Source organism: Pseudorhodobacter ferrugineus DSM 5888 (assembly GCF_000420745.1).
Classification (GTDB): domain Bacteria; phylum Pseudomonadota; class Alphaproteobacteria; order Rhodobacterales; family Rhodobacteraceae; genus Pseudorhodobacter; species Pseudorhodobacter ferrugineus.
The window spans coordinates 68,776-83,891 of sequence record NZ_ATVN01000008.1 but is presented as its reverse complement, the minus strand read 5'-3'; the positions used below and the strand labels follow the sequence as shown (position 1 = coordinate 83,891).

General features: G+C 57.9%; 22 protein-coding genes. 5 read left to right on the top strand and 17 right to left on the bottom strand.

Annotated features, from left to right (window positions below; genetic code table 11):
- Positions 1 to 54 precede the first annotated feature (54 nt).
- Complete coding sequence (locus G560_RS0109020) at positions 55 to 1,047, bottom strand: adenosine kinase (protein ID WP_022703995.1); 993 nt, start codon at positions 1,045 to 1,047, stop codon at positions 55 to 57.
- Positions 1,044 to 1,688 (bottom strand): endonuclease III, encoded by a 645-nt coding sequence (gene nth, locus G560_RS0109015; protein ID WP_022703994.1) that lies wholly within the window; start codon positions 1,686 to 1,688, stop codon positions 1,044 to 1,046. The genes G560_RS0109020 and nth overlap by 4 nt, the downstream gene beginning before the upstream one ends.
- A 121-nt stretch (positions 1,689 to 1,809) precedes the next feature.
- Between nth and G560_RS0109010 the strand changes: the two genes are divergently transcribed.
- The 3 genes from G560_RS0109010 (at position 1,810) to G560_RS0109000 (ending at position 4,323) form a co-directional block, all read left to right on the top strand.
- Positions 1,810 to 2,667 carry a methylated-DNA--[protein]-cysteine S-methyltransferase gene (locus G560_RS0109010; RefSeq protein ID WP_028913905.1) on the top strand — a complete coding sequence of 286 codons (858 nt, stop codon included), beginning with the start codon at positions 1,810 to 1,812 and terminating at the stop codon, positions 2,665 to 2,667.
- Positions 2,668 to 2,773: 106 nt separating this feature from the next.
- Positions 2,774 to 3,421 (top strand): YiaD family glycine zipper/OmpA-like lipoprotein, encoded by a 648-nt coding sequence (locus G560_RS0109005; protein ID WP_022703992.1) that lies wholly within the window; start codon positions 2,774 to 2,776, stop codon positions 3,419 to 3,421.
- Between the two features lie 134 nt (positions 3,422 to 3,555).
- On the top strand, positions 3,556 to 4,323 hold the full coding sequence (locus tag G560_RS0109000) for a FadR/GntR family transcriptional regulator (RefSeq protein WP_022703991.1): 768 nt from the start codon (positions 3,556 to 3,558) through the stop codon (positions 4,321 to 4,323).
- 74 nt (positions 4,324 to 4,397) lie between these two features.
- On the opposite strand, the gene G560_RS0108995 is transcribed toward G560_RS0109000, so the two are convergent.
- The 5 genes from G560_RS0108995 to G560_RS0108975 all read right to left on the bottom strand — a co-directional run bounded on the left by G560_RS0108995 (position 4,398) and on the right by G560_RS0108975 (position 6,968).
- Entirely contained in the window at positions 4,398 to 4,952 is a 555-nt protein-coding gene (locus G560_RS0108995; RefSeq protein WP_022703990.1) for a F0F1 ATP synthase subunit B, read from the bottom strand.
- Between the two features lie 4 nt (positions 4,953 to 4,956).
- A complete protein-coding gene (locus tag G560_RS0108990) occupies positions 4,957 to 5,514 on the bottom strand; it encodes a F0F1 ATP synthase subunit B' (RefSeq protein WP_022703989.1) in 558 nt (185 codons plus the stop codon).
- A gap of 75 nt (positions 5,515 to 5,589) precedes the next feature.
- Complete coding sequence (locus G560_RS0108985; RefSeq protein ID WP_022703988.1) at positions 5,590 to 5,826, bottom strand: F0F1 ATP synthase subunit C; 237 nt, start codon at positions 5,824 to 5,826, stop codon at positions 5,590 to 5,592.
- A gap of 49 nt (positions 5,827 to 5,875) precedes the next feature.
- Positions 5,876 to 6,625, bottom strand: coding sequence for a F0F1 ATP synthase subunit A (locus G560_RS0108980; RefSeq protein WP_022703987.1), 750 nt, complete (start codon positions 6,623 to 6,625; stop codon positions 5,876 to 5,878).
- Entirely contained in the window at positions 6,618 to 6,968 is a 351-nt protein-coding gene (locus G560_RS0108975) for an AtpZ/AtpI family protein (RefSeq protein WP_022703986.1), read from the bottom strand. Before G560_RS0108975 ends, G560_RS0108980 begins: the two co-directional genes overlap by 8 nt.
- 228 nt (positions 6,969 to 7,196) lie before the next feature.
- Here G560_RS0108975 and G560_RS0108970 point away from each other — a divergent pair, with 228 nt between their 5' ends.
- Positions 7,197 to 7,535, top strand: coding sequence for an ArsR/SmtB family transcription factor (locus G560_RS0108970; protein ID WP_028913904.1), 339 nt, complete (start codon positions 7,197 to 7,199; stop codon positions 7,533 to 7,535).
- 216 nt (positions 7,536 to 7,751) lie between these two features.
- Positions 7,752 to 7,910 carry a hypothetical protein gene (locus G560_RS20980; protein WP_022703984.1) on the top strand — a complete coding sequence of 53 codons (159 nt, stop codon included), beginning with the start codon at positions 7,752 to 7,754 and terminating at the stop codon, positions 7,908 to 7,910.
- On the opposite strand, the gene G560_RS0108960 is transcribed toward G560_RS20980, so the two are convergent.
- The 10 genes from G560_RS0108960 to ffh all read right to left on the bottom strand — a co-directional run bounded on the left by G560_RS0108960 (position 7,879) and on the right by ffh (position 14,967).
- Complete coding sequence (locus G560_RS0108960) at positions 7,879 to 8,688, bottom strand: division plane positioning ATPase MipZ (protein WP_022703983.1); 810 nt, start codon at positions 8,686 to 8,688, stop codon at positions 7,879 to 7,881. The genes G560_RS20980 and G560_RS0108960 overlap by 32 nt on opposite strands.
- A 245-nt stretch (positions 8,689 to 8,933) precedes the next feature.
- The gene (gene rpmE, locus G560_RS0108955) at positions 8,934 to 9,155 is read right to left on the bottom strand and encodes a 50S ribosomal protein L31 (RefSeq protein ID WP_022703982.1); all 222 of its coding nucleotides are present in this window, start codon (positions 9,153 to 9,155) and stop codon (positions 8,934 to 8,936) included.
- An 11-nt stretch (positions 9,156 to 9,166) separates the two neighbouring features.
- Positions 9,167 to 9,541 (bottom strand): 50S ribosomal protein L19, encoded by a 375-nt coding sequence (rplS, locus tag G560_RS0108950; protein WP_022703981.1) that lies wholly within the window; start codon positions 9,539 to 9,541, stop codon positions 9,167 to 9,169.
- Positions 9,542 to 9,590: 49 nt separating this feature from the next.
- Complete coding sequence (gene trmD, locus G560_RS0108945; RefSeq protein ID WP_022703980.1) at positions 9,591 to 10,433, bottom strand: tRNA (guanosine(37)-N1)-methyltransferase TrmD; 843 nt, start codon at positions 10,431 to 10,433, stop codon at positions 9,591 to 9,593.
- Positions 10,434 to 10,499: 66 nt separating this feature from the next.
- Positions 10,500 to 11,402: a hypothetical protein gene (locus tag G560_RS0108940; protein ID WP_022703979.1), complete on the bottom strand. Its 903-nt coding sequence runs from the start codon at positions 11,400 to 11,402 to the stop codon at positions 10,500 to 10,502.
- Positions 11,403 to 11,436: 34 nt separating this feature from the next.
- Positions 11,437 to 11,952, bottom strand: a complete 516-nt coding sequence (gene rimM / locus G560_RS0108935) for a ribosome maturation factor RimM (protein WP_022703978.1) — start codon at positions 11,950 to 11,952, stop codon at positions 11,437 to 11,439.
- Positions 11,952 to 12,584 carry a 5,6-dimethylbenzimidazole synthase gene (gene bluB, locus G560_RS0108930; protein WP_022703977.1) on the bottom strand — a complete coding sequence of 211 codons (633 nt, stop codon included), beginning with the start codon at positions 12,582 to 12,584 and terminating at the stop codon, positions 11,952 to 11,954. The genes rimM and bluB overlap by 1 nt, the downstream gene beginning before the upstream one ends.
- A gap of 27 nt (positions 12,585 to 12,611) precedes the next feature.
- The gene (gene rpsP, locus G560_RS0108925; protein WP_022703976.1) at positions 12,612 to 13,010 is read right to left on the bottom strand and encodes a 30S ribosomal protein S16; all 399 of its coding nucleotides are present in this window, start codon (positions 13,008 to 13,010) and stop codon (positions 12,612 to 12,614) included.
- A 51-nt stretch (positions 13,011 to 13,061) separates the two neighbouring features.
- Positions 13,062 to 13,358 carry a chorismate mutase gene (locus G560_RS0108920; protein WP_022703975.1) on the bottom strand — a complete coding sequence of 99 codons (297 nt, stop codon included), beginning with the start codon at positions 13,356 to 13,358 and terminating at the stop codon, positions 13,062 to 13,064.
- A 109-nt stretch (positions 13,359 to 13,467) separates the two neighbouring features.
- A complete protein-coding gene (ffh, locus tag G560_RS0108915) occupies positions 13,468 to 14,967 on the bottom strand; it encodes a signal recognition particle protein (RefSeq protein ID WP_022703974.1) in 1,500 nt (499 codons plus the stop codon).
- Positions 14,968 to 15,116: the final 149 nt, after the last annotated feature.

Here is a 15,116-nt window from a genome sequence, read left to right as displayed (position 1 = left end):
CAAAGGCGCAGGCTGAGGGCCCCAGCGGGGCTTGAAGCCTGCGCCCCCTGCGTTTCAGATTACGCTGTGTTGTTTGAACAGGTCCATCAGCTTAGCCTCAGGGCGGGCGCCGATATGGCTAATCACTTCAGAGGCCGCGATATTGCCCATACGGGCGGCGGTTTCCAGATCATGGCCGTTGGTGATGCCCCAGAGGAAAGCGCCTGCAAACAGGTCCCCTGCGCCGGTCGCATCGACAATCTGCGTTGGGATCGCGGGCACGTGCCAATGCTGGCCGCCCGACAGCACATGCGCGCCATTAGACCCATCGGTACATGCCACGATCGCCACGTCCTTGGCCGCCGCCTGCAAGGCTGCATCATAGTCAGTCGTTTGATACATCGACAAAATCTCGGCACGGTTGGCGAACAGCAGGTCCACATCCTCGACGATCATCTTGCAAAACGCATCGCGGTGACGTTCGACACAAAACGCATCGGACAGGGTGATCGACACGCGCCCCCCCGCCCCTTTGCACGCCGCAATCGCATCAGCAAAGGCTTGGTGGCTTTCTGGACCGTCAAAGCGGTAGCCTTCGAGGTAAATCCATTCGGCGTTTGCCATCTGGTCCGCATCGATATCGGCGGGGGTCAGAAATTCGGACCACCCAAGATAGGTGTTCATCGAGCGCTCGCCATCTGGCGTCACAATGACAATACAGCGCCCCGTTTCATGGCCGCCATCCTTGGGTGCCATTTTCGTCTCATACACCGCCCCTTGGGCCCGCAGGTCGTGGGCAAAAATCGCGCCCAGCTGGTCATCCTTGACCTTGCCAACATAGGCGGTGCGCCCGCCCAGATGCGCGATGCCTGCAATCGTGTTGGCCGCTGAGCCGCCCGAGATTTCCTTGGCAGGCCCGATCTGGCCATAAAGTTCCACCGCGCGGCTCATATCAATCAGCTGCATGATGCCTTTGCCGATGCCGTTAGCGTCCAAAAACGCATCATCTGCGTTGGACAGCACATCGACCATAGCATTGCCGATACCGACGACTTGGAACTTTTTCATATCGTTTTATCCTCATAAGGGCAGAGATCGCGGATCGGGCAGATGCCGCATTTGGGTTTGCGCGCGATACAGATATAACGCCCGTGCAAGATTAGCCAGTGATGTGCATGCTGTTGAAATTCTGCGGGAATATGGTCCTCGATCGCGCGTTCGACCACGTCGACATCACGGCCGGGGCAAATGCCAGTCCGGTTGCCGATGCGAAAGATATGCGTGTCAACGGCCTGCGCAGGCATATGGAACCACATGTTCAGCACAACATTGGCGGTTTTGCGCCCCACGCCGGGCAAAGATTGCAGCGCGGCACGGCTGGATGGCACCTCTCCGCCGTAATCGGCCACCAATATCTCGGCCATTTTCATCACGTTCTTGGCCTTGTTGCGATACAGGCCGATGGTTTTGATGGCCTCGGTCAGCGCCTCAAGCCCCAAATCCAGCATCTTTTGCGGGGTATCCACTGTGGCAAACAAGGGCCGTGTGGCCTTATTCACGCCGGCATCGGTAGATTGCGCCGATAGCGCCACCGCCACCAGCAATGTATAGGCGTTGGTGTGGAAAAGCTCGCCTTTCGGTTCCGGCTCTAACGCCTGAAACCGAGTGAAAATTGCGTGCATCGTTTGATAGTCAAGCTGCTTTGCCATGCCCACCGCTATGCCCAAGTTAGCGCCATGCTGCAAGCCTTATGGGGCTGGATTTGCGCAGGAAACGGGTCGCATATGGCCCCGCGCGGCGCTAGGGTTGGGGCAAGTGAAGGAGGCGGCCATGCCCAATGATCTGAGCGACGGATACCATTTCAACGTAATGCGCCGCGCGATTGATGCGATCGACGCACAAGATGGCCCTGTGTCATTGGAAGAGCTGGCCGCGCAAATGGGGATGAGCCCCGCGCATTTTCAGCGGCTGTTTTCGCAATGGGTTGGCGTGTCGCCAAAACGCTATCAGCAATACCTGACGCTGGACCACGCGCGCCGTCTGCTGGCCGACCGCTTTACCGTGCTGGAAACCAGCCTTGCTACCAATCTGTCGGGGGCTGGCCGCTTGCATGACCTGTTCTTGCGCTGGGAGGCGATGAGCCCGGGCGACTATGCGCTTGGCGGGGCGGGGTTGACGATTGCGTGGGGATGGTTTGACAGTCCCTTTGGCCCTGCCCTTGTGATGGGCACGGATCGGGGCATTTGCGGCATCGGCTTTGCGTCTGAAACCACCGAAGCGGCGGCAATGGAGGATTTGACAACACGCTGGCCGCAAGCCCGCTTTGTCGAAGATGCCGCACGGCTTGCGCCTTGGGTAAAAACCGCCTTTGGGGCAACGGCGACCCATGACAAGGCCCCGCTTTATCTGATCGGCGCACCGTTCCAGATTAAAGTGTGGGAGGCGTTGATGCGCATTCCGTCAGGCCATGTCACAACCTATTCCGAGATTGCCGCAGCGATCGGTCATCCCCGCGCTGTGCGGGCCGTGGGTACAGCCGTAGGGCGCAACCCTGTAAGCTGGCTGATCCCCTGCCACCGTGCCTTGCGCAAATCGGGGGCGCTGGGGGGGTATCATTGGGGGCTGCCGGTCAAACGCGCCCTCTTGGCATGGGAAAGCGCGCGTGCCGATCACGAGGCCGCGCGCTGATTGGCCAAATTCCGCCGAAGTCACGGGCAATTCAGGTGCATGCCCACGCATTGCGGTGTATGAAGAATTGCGCCCACAGTGGATGCCAATGATATAAGGCTGAGAGATGACCATGAAAACACCAATGATCCTGCTGACGCTGGGTGCCATGACCTTGGCCGGTTGCGTCGTGCCCGCTGCCACCGAAGACAATCGCCGCACCCAAACCGGGGTTGTGGCCGGTGCGCTGCTGGGTGGTGCTTTGGGTGCCACGTCAAATGGCGATGACAAATTGCTGAAAACCGTTGTCGGCGCAGGTATCGGTGCCGCGATTGGTGGGGCGATTGGGGCAACGCTGGATCAGCAAGCCGCCGATTTGCGCAACTCCATCGGCGACAACCGCGTTAGCGTGACCAACACTGGGTCCGAGCTGATCGTAAACCTGCCGCAGGACATTTTGTTTGCCACTGACAGCGCCACGCTGCGCGGCGACTTGACCCAGGATTTGCAAGCCGTGGCCCGCAGCTTGTTGAACTATCCAAACTCGACCGTGCAGGTTGTTGGCCATACCGACAACACAGGTTCGGCTGCATATAACCAAAATCTGTCGCAGCGCCGCGCCCAATCTGTGGCGAGCGTTTTGCAGGCCAATGGTGTACCCGGCGGCCGCATTCAGGCCTTTGGTCGGGGTGAGGACCAGCCCATCGCTTCGAACCTGTCCGAGGCAGGCCGCGCGCAAAACCGCCGTGTCGAGATTATCATTCGCCCGAACTGAGCCTTGGCGCATGACTATGAAGGGGTGGGGTTTTCCACCCCTTTTTTTGTTACCCGCATCGAAGCTGTCGAAAGGGCATTGAGACTTTGCCCGCCTGGTCATAGAATTTGACCAATACATGCTTGGAGCGCGCCATGCCGTTTGAACCTGTCCAATCTGAAAAGCTGTCCGCTGCCGTCGTTCGCCAGATTGAGCAATTGATTTTGCGTGGCATCTTGCGCCCGGGTGACAGGCTGCCATCAGAACGCGAATTGGCAGAGCGGATGGGCGTATCGCGACCCAGCCTGCGCGACGCGATTGCCGATTTGCAAGACCGCGGATTGCTGGACAGCCGCCCCGGGTCAGGGGTTTTTGTGGCCGAGGTTTTGGGATCGGCCTTTTCCGAGGCGCTGACAAAGCTGTTTTCCCAGCACGAAGAGGCGGTGTTCGACTACCTAGCCTTTCGCCGCGATATGGAGGGACTTACTGCCGAGCGTGCCGCGAAACTGGGGTCTGATACTGACCTGAAAGTTATTGACGCAATTTTCGCAAAGATGGAGACAGCCCATGGCAAACGTGCGTCAGCCGATGAGGCGGAATTGGACGCGGCCTTTCACATGGCGATTATCGAAGCCAGCCACAATGTGATTATGCTGCATATGATGCGGTCGATGTATGACCTGTTGAAACAGGGCGTATTTTACAATCGCCAAGTGATGTTTCGCAACAAATCCATCCGGACCGTGTTGCTGGACCAGCACCGCGCCATAAACACGGCCTTGCAGGCCCGCGACCCAGCGGCGGCGCGTGATGCGGTGAATGCCCATCTGGATTTTGTGGAAGTGGCGTTGGCCGATCAGCTTAAGGCCGAAAAGAACGAGGCGATTGCCCAACAGCGGTATCAACACGAAGTGTCGCGCTAACGTAAGCGCCTAAGGCATAAAAAAACCCGGCATGTTCTGCCGGGTCTTAGGCATTTTACACCACCAAACGGGGGTCAGTGCATCTTGGCGCCAACCTGCTTGATAGCCTCATCAATCGAGGCAGAGGCCGTTGCAGCCGTTGCCTGCTTGGCCAGCACATCACCCGCTGCGGCAACTGCAATCGCGACGGCCTGTTCCCGAACCGCACGCACAGCACCTGCTTCGGCCGATGCAATCCGCTCTTCGGCTGCGGCCACGCGGCGCGCGATCGAATTGGCCAGATCAGCTTTGGCTTGAACAGCCGCCGCATTTGCTTCGTCCGTAGCAGAGGCGACGATACGGTCGGCCTGCTCTTGGACTTCTTTCTTTTTCCGCTCGTAGCTGGCCAAAATGGCCTTGGCTTCTTCGCGCAAAGCACGCGCCTCGTCTAGATCAGCTTTGATCTGCTCGGCGCGCTTGTCCAGCATCCCTGTCAACATACCGGGCACGCCAAACTTTAGCAGCACGGCGATGAACAGCAGGAAGGCAATCGTCACAATAAAGTTCGTGTTGGCAAGCGAAAAGAACGGGCCTGTCGCGGCCAGTGCAGGGGTCGCAATCACGCTTGCCAAAAGGATCAGCTTTTTCATGGCATTATCCTTTCAAACGGGCGGAAACCGCCGCTGTAATGGACCGAGCATCCGCAGCCCCACCCAAAGCCGAAACCAGCTCCTTGGCAGTATCTTTGGCCACTTCGGTCACGCTTTCAATTGAGTTGGCCCGGATCTCGGCAATTCGCTGTTCGGAAACGGCGGTTTTAGCCTCGATGTCAGCATCGGCTTTGGCGGTGGCCTTGGCCAAATCAGCCTCAATTTCGGCGCGTGCCGCTGCGACAATCTTAGCCGCTTCGGTACGCGCTGTCGCGAGTGCTTTGTTATAAGCCGCTTCTGCCTCGGTCGCTTTTTGCTTCAACTCTTCGGCTGCGGCGAGATCATTGGTGATCGTGCCACGGCGTTCTGCCAAAACGGCGCTGATCCGGGGCAATGCGACCCGAGTCAGGATAAGGTAGATTGCGACCAAAGTGACCAAAAGCCAGAAAATCTGGTTCGGCCAGGTCGTGATGTCAAGCTGTGGCATCCCCCCCGAAGCTGCGGCCTCGTGGCCTGCGGCTGCGTGGGTTACTGCGCCAGCGTCCTGCGCTTCAGTCGCCATATCGTTTCTCCAGCATTCTCAAGACGAGGCCGGGCACAGATTTGCGCGCCCGGCCGAACTGTCAGAAAGCGTGGATCAGACCGCGAACATCAACAGCAGAGCTATCAGGAACGAGAAGATCCCCAATGCTTCGGCAAACGCGATGCCGACGAAGAGGTTTGCCGTCTGGCTTGCTGCTGCCGAAGGGTTGCGCAATGCGCCTGCAAGGAAGTTCCCTGCAATGTTGCCCACGCCGATACCAGCGCCGCCAAGACCGAACGCGGCCAGACCTGCACCGATGTATTTACCCATTTCTGCGATATCGCCTTCCATAGCTTTTGCTCCTTATGGAATTATAGATTGGTTGGTTGGTTAAAAGACTTTAGTGATGCGCGCCGCCAACAGCGTCCCGCAGGTACACACAAGTCAGGATGGTAAAGACGTAGGCCTGCACGCAGGCTACCAGCAGTTCCAGCGCATAAATCGCTGTCACTGCGCCGACAATAACAGGCGACGCAACAGCAAGTGTTGCAAAGCCTGCGATAACCTTGATTACCGCGTGACCCGCCATCAAATTCCCCGCCAAACGGATGGAGTGGGATACAGGGCGCACGAAGTAAGAGATAATTTCGATCACTGCCAGAACCGGGCGGATCACCAACGGAGCGGATGCGACCCAGAACATACCGAGAAAACCGATACCATTCTTGACAAAACCCAGAACCGTCACCCCCACGAACACCAGCATCGCCAACGTCAGGGTAACAGCCACATGGCTTGTCGTGGTAAAGGACATCGGCAACAGGCCGAGCAAGTTCGAGAACAAGATGAACAGGAACAGCGTCATTACATAAGGGAAATACTTGACCCCCTCATGGCCCGTAACTTCTTCAACCATGTTATAGATGAAACCATACAACAATTCGGCAACTGACTGGCTGCGCGATGGTACAATCGCACGCCGACGCGTGCCCAAAACCAGCAGGGCTGCGATCACAACAACCGCAACCGCCATCCACATGGTCACATTGGTCACGGTGTACCAGGCAATATGGTCGCCGCCGAACAACGGCTTGACGATAAACTGGCCCATCGGATCGATGTGGAACCCGGTGCTTGCTTCTTCAGACATCGTCGCCCCTGTCGTTACCGGGGCGCTTGTCCCCGCTTGGTTGGTTCGGCTCGATGGCCATGGTTTGTGCGGTCCGTAACATTGTTCGCACACCAGCCACAAAACCAAGCAGGACAAAGATCACCAGAAAGACGGGCTGCGTGTCGAACGCATAGTCCAACCCAAACCCAATCGACAGGCCCAGCAACATGCCAGACACCAGTTCGATCACCATCCTCCAAGCCATCTCGCCCTGCGAGAATGCTTTTCCACTCTCAGTGCGCGCGGCGACAGGCTTGCCTTTTACTTGCGCGATCCGTGCCTCCAGGGCCTTCAATCGCGCTGCGTCAGGTTCGTCTGTCATCACAAAGATGCCCCTTGAACAGTCTTGGACTAATTACGCAGGCGCGCAGCCCGAGTCAAGCGAGCGATGCAAAAGAAAAATTAACACAACACTTTGATTAATAAACATTTTTTATTTTTTTGCTGCGTGTTTGCATCGGGTCTGTTGCCGCCAACCCCAAATTCACGCATTTTGGCATATTCAACCATTCAGTTGACGATTACCCAGCGCCATTGCACAACATCCCCTATGGCCCACACACTCGACATCATCTTCGCCGCCCTGTCAGACCCGACCCGCCGCGCGATTCTGTCGATGCTGCTCGAAGATGACATGGCCGTCACCGATGTCGCCGCCCCCTTCACCACCTCACTGGCTGCGATTTCAAAACATCTGCAAGTGCTGGCCGATGCGGGCCTGATCAGTCAGGAAAAGCGCGGGCGGGTGAAATGGTGCAAGCTGGAACCCGATGCCCTGCGCGCGGCAACCGTGTGGATGCAAGGGTTCGGACAGTTTGAACCTGTCAATCTGGATGCCTTTGAACGGTTCCTAGAAAGCGAACTGAACGACACCATCCAAGCCCCCTGACCCGCATTCTTTTCGGCAAAAATATCCTCGGGGGGGGGAAGGTTTTGCCAATCTGGCAAAACCGGATTGGGGGGCAGACAGCCCCCCGCCCTGTCAACCACACAGCCTTTGCATCAAAGTTGCGGTAAACCGCTTGGTCCCAGCGCCTTGCTGCCACATTTGTGCCCTGATCTGGCGCGAATTTGGACAGACCAACGCAGCCAAAGGATACTTGCCATGACAACCGCCCGCGCCCTGATCACCGACCGTCGCCGCCGCGAAGCCCAGATAGGGGACAGTTTCATGAACCGTTTGCTGCGGTTGGATCGTAACCGCGCGGCACTTTTGCCCAGCCTTGTTTTGTTTAAAAGTCGATCGAAACGCCGGGCAGCCTGAGTTCGGCTATCAAGTCGCGCAATTCTTGCCGTGCGGCAAGGTTCGACATGTTCAACTGATCCACGCCAGTATCCTTCAGGTCCAGCAAGGTCAGCCCGCGCGGAAACAATTCACGAAAAATAACCCGCTCGGAAAATCCAGGCGCCACACGAAACCCGATACGGCGCGCAAGGTCTTCTAGCGCCGCACCGACCTTTTTCTTGTTGTGCATCTGCTGCGCACCCAAACGGTTACGCACCACAATCCAGTCAATCGGCCGCAATCCGGCCTGCGCCCGCAACTGCCGCGCCTGCCACACCATTTCGGAATAGATCGACGGGCCCGTTACCTTGCCGGTTTCCGAATCCACCTGTGCCAACAGGTCAAAGTCGATAAAACTGTCATTCAGCGGGGTGATCAGCGTATCGGCAAGGCTGTGGGCGACTTGGCTTAGGCGGGTATGCGAGCCGGGGCAATCGATGATGATAAAATCCGAAACGGCCTCCAGGCCCGTGACCGCAGCCGACAAGCGCGCATCATAAGGGTTTTCGCCCTGCGCTAGGGTCTCGGGCGCGATTTCTGGCAAGGTACGGTAATCTGGTGTTGGCAGTTCAATCCCGATCCGCGCGAGATAGGCCAAACGGTTCTCGATATAGCGGCCAAAGCTGCGCTGACGCAGGTCAAGGTCAAGCGCGCCGACGCGGTGCCCCATCCGGACCAGCGCCGTACCTACATGCATCGAGGTGGTGGATTTGCCCGACCCGCCCTTTTCGTTTCCGACAACGATAATATGCGCCATTGCGTTCCTCTTTACCCCCGCAGTCATAGCCTAGGGGTTTATCTTGGGCTTGTCCGTTTTCCAATGACAATGTGATGCACAAAGGGAAAGGCCCTTTTGGCAAATTTCGAACCTTGTGTTGAAACCGCTACCTGAAATCATTGCTTGCAAGGGGGCAAGACTTGCACAAACCAGACAATTCGCCTTTCAAAACGAAAAACGCCGCCCCCAAAGGGACGGCGCATATCATCTGCAAAGGCAAAAACTTAGAAGCCCAAACCTGCGTACTTGTTCTTGAACTTGGACACGCGGCCGCCGGTATCCATCAGCTTTGCGTTGCCGCCGGTCCAGGCAGGGTGTGCCAGTGGGTCGATATCCAACGACATCTGGTCGCCTTCTTTGCCCCAGGTTGTATAGGTTTGGAACACAGTACCATCCGTCATTTTGACGTTGATCATGTGGTAATCGGGGTGGATTCCATCTCTCATCGGTCCGCTCCTTATGCCTTGGGGGCTTTGTAATTGGTGTCTTCGACGATACGCGCAGATTTACCGCGACGGTCGCGCAGATAGTACAGCTTGGCGCGACGAACGCGGCCACGACGCACGACTTCGATGCTGTCGATGTTGGTCGAATAGAGCGGGAACACACGTTCCACGCCTTCACCGAAGGAGATTTTCCGAACGGTGAACGAAGCCGCCAAAGTGGCGCCCCCACGGCGAGAGATGCAAACGCCCTCATAATTCTGTACGCGCGAACGCGTGCCTTCGGTCACTTTGTAACCGACTTTGATCGTATCACCGGCTTTAAAGTCCGGGATAATCTTGCCGAGTGCGGCGATCTGTTCCGCGTCAAGTTGTGCGAGCAGGTTCATACCTGGTCCTCTCAATTGCTCGTGGTTTGCCCACGAAGATGATGCCGCCCTATTGCTCTTGGTCTTCAATCGGGTCCCTACCGTGCGATGCACAGTAAGCCCGCCAGAGATCAGGCCTGCGTTCCTTTGTTAGCCTTTCGGCCATTGCCTGCCGCCAGTTCGAGATATTCCCGTGATGGCCGGATTGAAGCACTTCCGGTATCTCAAGCTCGTTCCAAACGGCCGGTTTCGTAAACTGTGGAAACTCCAAAAGCCCGTCCGAAAAGCTTTCCTCTTCGGTGGACGTTTCATTCCCAAGCACGCGCGGTATAAGCCGCACAGTTGCATCTAGCAAGGCCGTTGCGGCAATCTCGCCCCCTGTCAGGACAAAATCGCCCAAAGACACCTCTTCGACGCGGTAATGGTGCAAAACACGCTCGTCCACGCCTTCAAAACGGCCGCACAGCAGGGTCATCCCCTTGGCGGCAGAGAATCGGCGCGCCATCGCTTGGTCAAAGGGTTTGCCGCGGGGCGACAGGTAAATCACGGGCCATTCGGCACGGTCCGGCGTGCCCTCGGCCGCGTGGTCCAAGGCGGCTGCCACCACATCGGCGCGCAGCACCATGCCTGCGCCGCCCCCCGCTGGCGTGTCATCGACATTCTTATGTTTGCCAATACCAAACTGGCGCAGATCAATCGTTTCCAGTGCCCAAAGGCCAAGGTCCAGCGCCTTGCCCGTAAGCGACAGGCCCAAAACGCCCGGAAAAGCATCGGGGAACAAGGTGATAATTTTGGCGCGCCATGCCCCTGCAACGCGCAAATCGCCCATCAGGTCGCGCGGCTTCAGGCTGGCCTGCACAGAAATGCGGCCATGCGACTTTTGCTTTGGGGCTGGGGTGTCATCATTAGTCATGCGCGCTGTGTATCCGGTTCACGACCTGCCGAAAAGGGGGCTAGACACGGCAATTCATCACGGCTTCTAGTCGCGGGGGGCCTGCGCTACAATTTCGGCCTGCAAGGCCGTGATCGCGGTTATCGCAGCCGGAAGGCGGATGCGCAGTGCTTCTAAAAAGCCCATATCCGGGCATTGATCCCACATATCTTGGTCGCGGCGCAGGGCTGTTATCAGACGCTCGGACATACGCGCGATCAGGTCGGGTTCGCCGGCCAGCGCATCCATCGCCCGCATGGGAATGCGGTGCTTTGCAATACGGTCCACGCAGGCCGCGTCAGACGCCATAAGCATCAGCGCGCGTTTGCCTGCGACCGATGCCTCTTGGCTTTGGACACGGGCCAGCAACACGTCAAATGTCACGCTTTCATCAACAAGCGCGCGCAGGGCCGATAGATGGCTTTCCAGCTCGGCCTCGGTCACGTCATCGGACAAACCGTTCAACGGGGCCGTTACGGCCTCGGCATATGCGCGGTCGCCGCCTTGCATGGCAGCACCGTCTTCAATCTTTGCCAATGAATCATCCAGCAGCTTCTCCATCGCATCCGCTTTCCACGGATCCCAGATCAGGCGGGCAATCGGGATGGCCAGAAAGGATACGCCGATTGGCAGCATCAAAGGAATGCTTGGCAAACTGCCCAAAACGCCACCAATGCCGCGGCCAACCCCAAACAGCACGAGGACGAGAAGCAGTTGCACCGCCATGCGCGCTGAAATGGCAATCAAAGACTCGGAACGGGTCCAGTCTGCCAAGGTTTTCGGAAACTCTTGCGGGCGCACAATCACCAACCACAATAGAAAAATGCCTGCAAATACAGGAACAACGGCCCAACCAGCGCCGCTGAGCCCAGCAAGAAGCGGGCCGAAATACAAAAGCGCTGTCGCACCTTTCAACAGTCGTGACCGATTGTGCACCCCACGCCCCCGCATTAACTTTGCGTTAAGGTTTACCCGACACGGGGCGTTAGTCTAGCCCTTCTGGCATATTGATCACGATCCGTTGCGACGAAAGATCAACAGTTGGCACGGTGGCCAGCGTAAAGGGCAGCAACACCGATGTCGCGCCAGCGCCGCCGACTTCCAGCAGATCACCCGCGCCGTGGTTGTGAACAGCAATCACTTTGCCCAGCAAAACACCGCCGGTATCACGGGCCTCTAGCCCGATCAGATCGGCGTGATAAAATTCGTCATCGGGCAGGTTTGGCAGCTTGTCACGGCTTACATAGAGGCTGGTGCCGCGCAGGGCGTCGGCCTCTTCTTTGGTGTCCACACCCGTCAGGCGCGCACCAAGCCCCCCCGCCACAGGGCGCGTCAGGGTGATTTTAAAGCTGCGCTTGCCGTCTTCGGTGAACAGCGGGCCGTAATCCGCAATCGCAGTGGGATCGGCGCAAAAGCTTTTCAGCCGCACCTCGCCCTTCACACCGAAAGAGCCGGAAATGGCCCCCACACACAGCCGGTTTTCAAGGTCAGGACTTGCCATTATCGCCGCTCCACAAACAGTGCGGGGCTGCGTTTTTCCCAGCCTGCACGTTCCAATTCAGGGGTTTTTTCTTCGGTTTCGGGCCAGCCGACACATAGGTATCCGATCAACCGCCAGTCGCTTGGCACGTCCAAATCGCGGGTCAGTTGCACGGGGTCAAGGATCGACACCCAGCCAATCCCCAAGCCTTCGGCGCGGGCGGCCAACCAGAACAAAGTGATTGCGCCGACGACGGAATAGGCCCGCGTTTCGGGCATGGATGCCGCCCCAAGGTTTGACCCTTTGGCCGTGCCATCATCCGAAAACACGGCCAGATGCACCGGCGCCTCACGCATGCCAGACAGTTTCAAGCCTGCATAAAGTTTAGCTTTTTCAGTGCCATAACCTGCCAATGCCTCAGCATTTGAGACCTCGTAATTGGCAAGGGCTTTGGCGCGGGCGGCGTCACTTTCGACAGAAATTACCCGCCACGGTTCGGACAGGCCCACCGATGGGGCCAGCATGAACGCAGAAAGGCAGCGGTCCAAAACCGCTGCCTCAACTGCGTCGGTGCGAAAGCGGCGCACATCGCGCCGCCAGCGCATCAGATCGCGTAACTCGGCCTGAAAGGCCTTGTTGTACTGGCCTTGCACGGGGTTACCTTACACGGGCCGTGCCGATTATTCAGCGTCAGCCGCAGCTTCTACCGCTGCTTCTGCCGGGGCTTCAACCGGAGCTGGGGCTGCTGCACGAGCGGCCTTTTTCGCGGTCAATTCAGCCATACGCTTGCCAGGAACAGCCGCTTTCGGGTTGTTGCGGACTTTCTTTTCGCGCAGGCCAGCGGCCTCAAGAAAACGGGCAACACGGTCGGTTGGCTGTGCGCCTTGGCCCAACCAGTACTGAACGCGCTCGGCGTTCATTTTTACGCGGTCTTCGGAATCCTTGGCCAACAATGGGTTGTAAGTGCCCAATTTCTCAAGGAAACGGCCATCGCGCGGCATACGGCTGTCGGTGGCTACGATCGAATAGTGAGGGCGCTTTTTGGAACCACCACGGGCAAGACGGATTTTCATGGACATAGTATAGTCTCCTTAATTTTGGGTAGGGTGGGTGAAACCCACCGTTGTTGGTTATTTCTGCAGTTGTTCGTGATGCCTGATGACTTCGGAAATGATGAAGGTCAGGAATTTCTTGGCAAATTCGGGGTCAAGATCGGCCTCTTTTGACAGCCATTCCAACCGCTCGATCTGGCGGGCCTCGCGGCTGGGGTCAGATGCAGGCAGGTCATGTTCGGCTTTCAACTTGCCCACGGCTTGGGTTTGTTTGAACCGCTCGGCAAGGGTATACACAAGGATCGCATCCAGCCGGTCAATGCTGTCGCGGTGGTCCTTTAGCAAGGCCGCCGCACGGGTTGCGTCAGTGGTCATTGGGCGCGTCCTTGGGCCAAAAGGGGCGTATGTTTTGCGTATGCCAACCGTATGCCATTCGTACATACGTATGTCGGGCGCGGCGAAGCGGAGAGGGTGCAGATCTGCGTCATTTCTTTTTCATCAACCCCGACAGGCCAGAGGGCAACGACATGCCGCCACCCATGCCCGGAAATCCGCCCCGCCCCATGCCGAGGCCCTGCTTCATCCCACGCGCGGCTTCTTCCATCTGTTCGGGTGTCATGCTTGATGGGTCGGGCATGCCTTTGCCGCCCATCATCTGCTTGATGGCGGCTTTCATCGCGCCACCCTTGCCCATCTTTTTCATCATATCGGCCATTTGCTTGTGCTGTTTCAGCAAACGGTTCAATTCCTGCACTTCCAAACCAGCGCCCGCTGCGATCCGCTTTTTGCGGGATGCGGCCAGCAAATCGGGATTGGCGCGTTCCTTCTTGGTCATGGAATTGATCAGCGCGATCTGGCGTTTCAGCATGGTATCGTCAAAACCCGCCGCCTCGGCTTGTTTCGCCATCTTGCCCATGCCCGGCATCATGCCCATCAGGCCCTGCATGCCGCCCATTTTCATCATCTGTTCAAGCTGACCCTTAAGGTCGTTCATGTTGAACAGCCCTTTGGCAAAACGCTTGGCCATGCGTTCGGCAGCTTCGGCCTCAAAGGTTTCCTGTGCCTTTTCGACCAGCGCCACGATGTCGCCCATGCCAAGGATTCGGCCTGCGACACGTTCGGCTTCAAAGGTTTCGAGCGCGTCCAGCTTTTCGCCAAGGCCGACAAAGCGGATCGGTTTGCCCGTGACGGCGCGCATTGACAGCGCCGCACCGCCGCGACCGTCGCCGTCCATCCGTGTCAGGACAACGCCGGAAATGCCGACCTTGCCATCAAACTCGGTGGCCACGTTCACGGCATCTTGGCCCGTCAGGCCATCGACGACCAACAGGGTTTCACGCGGTTGGGCAATATCGCGGACCGCTTGGATTTCGTCCATCAACACTTGGTCGATGTGCAAACGCCCTGCGGTATCAAGGAACACGATGTCATAGCCGCCCATCGACGCTTGGGTCTTGGCGCGCTTGGCGATTTGCACCGCCGACTCGCCCTTGACGATCGGCAAGCTGTCAACGCCGACCTGCGCGGCCAAAATCTGCAACTGTTCCATAGCGGCAGGACGGTTGGTATCCAGCGAGGCGAGCAGCACCCGCTTGCCCATCCGGTCCTTGAACCGCTTGGCCAGTTTGGCCGTGGTCGTGGTTTTGCCCGAGCCTTGCAAACCGACCATCAGAATGGTCGCAGGCGGGTTGTCGATTTTCAGCGCTTCGGGTTCTTCGTCGCCCGCCAGAACCTTTATCAACTCGTCATGAACGATTTTCACGACCTGCTGGCCCGGTGTGACCGATTTGGTCACTTGCTGGCCCGTGGCCTTGACCTGCACGCGTTTTACAAAGTCGCGGGCCACAGCCAGCGAGACGTCCGCCTCGAGCAGTGCCACGCGCACTTCGCGCAGGGCGGTTTCGACATCGGCGTCCGACAGGGCACCTTGCTTGGTCAGCCGGTCAAAAACACCGCCAAGGCGTTCTGATAGGTTCTCGAACATGGGCTGCCTCCGTCAGGGCTGTTGCAAGATGCCGATATGGGGATCGGCGGCGAATTTGCCAATGCAAGGCGGCACCCGTGGGCGCAGCGCGCTGACGGATGGCGATCCCGGCAAAAGCCTTGGGACCGGAAGCGATTAACTTCCGGGAA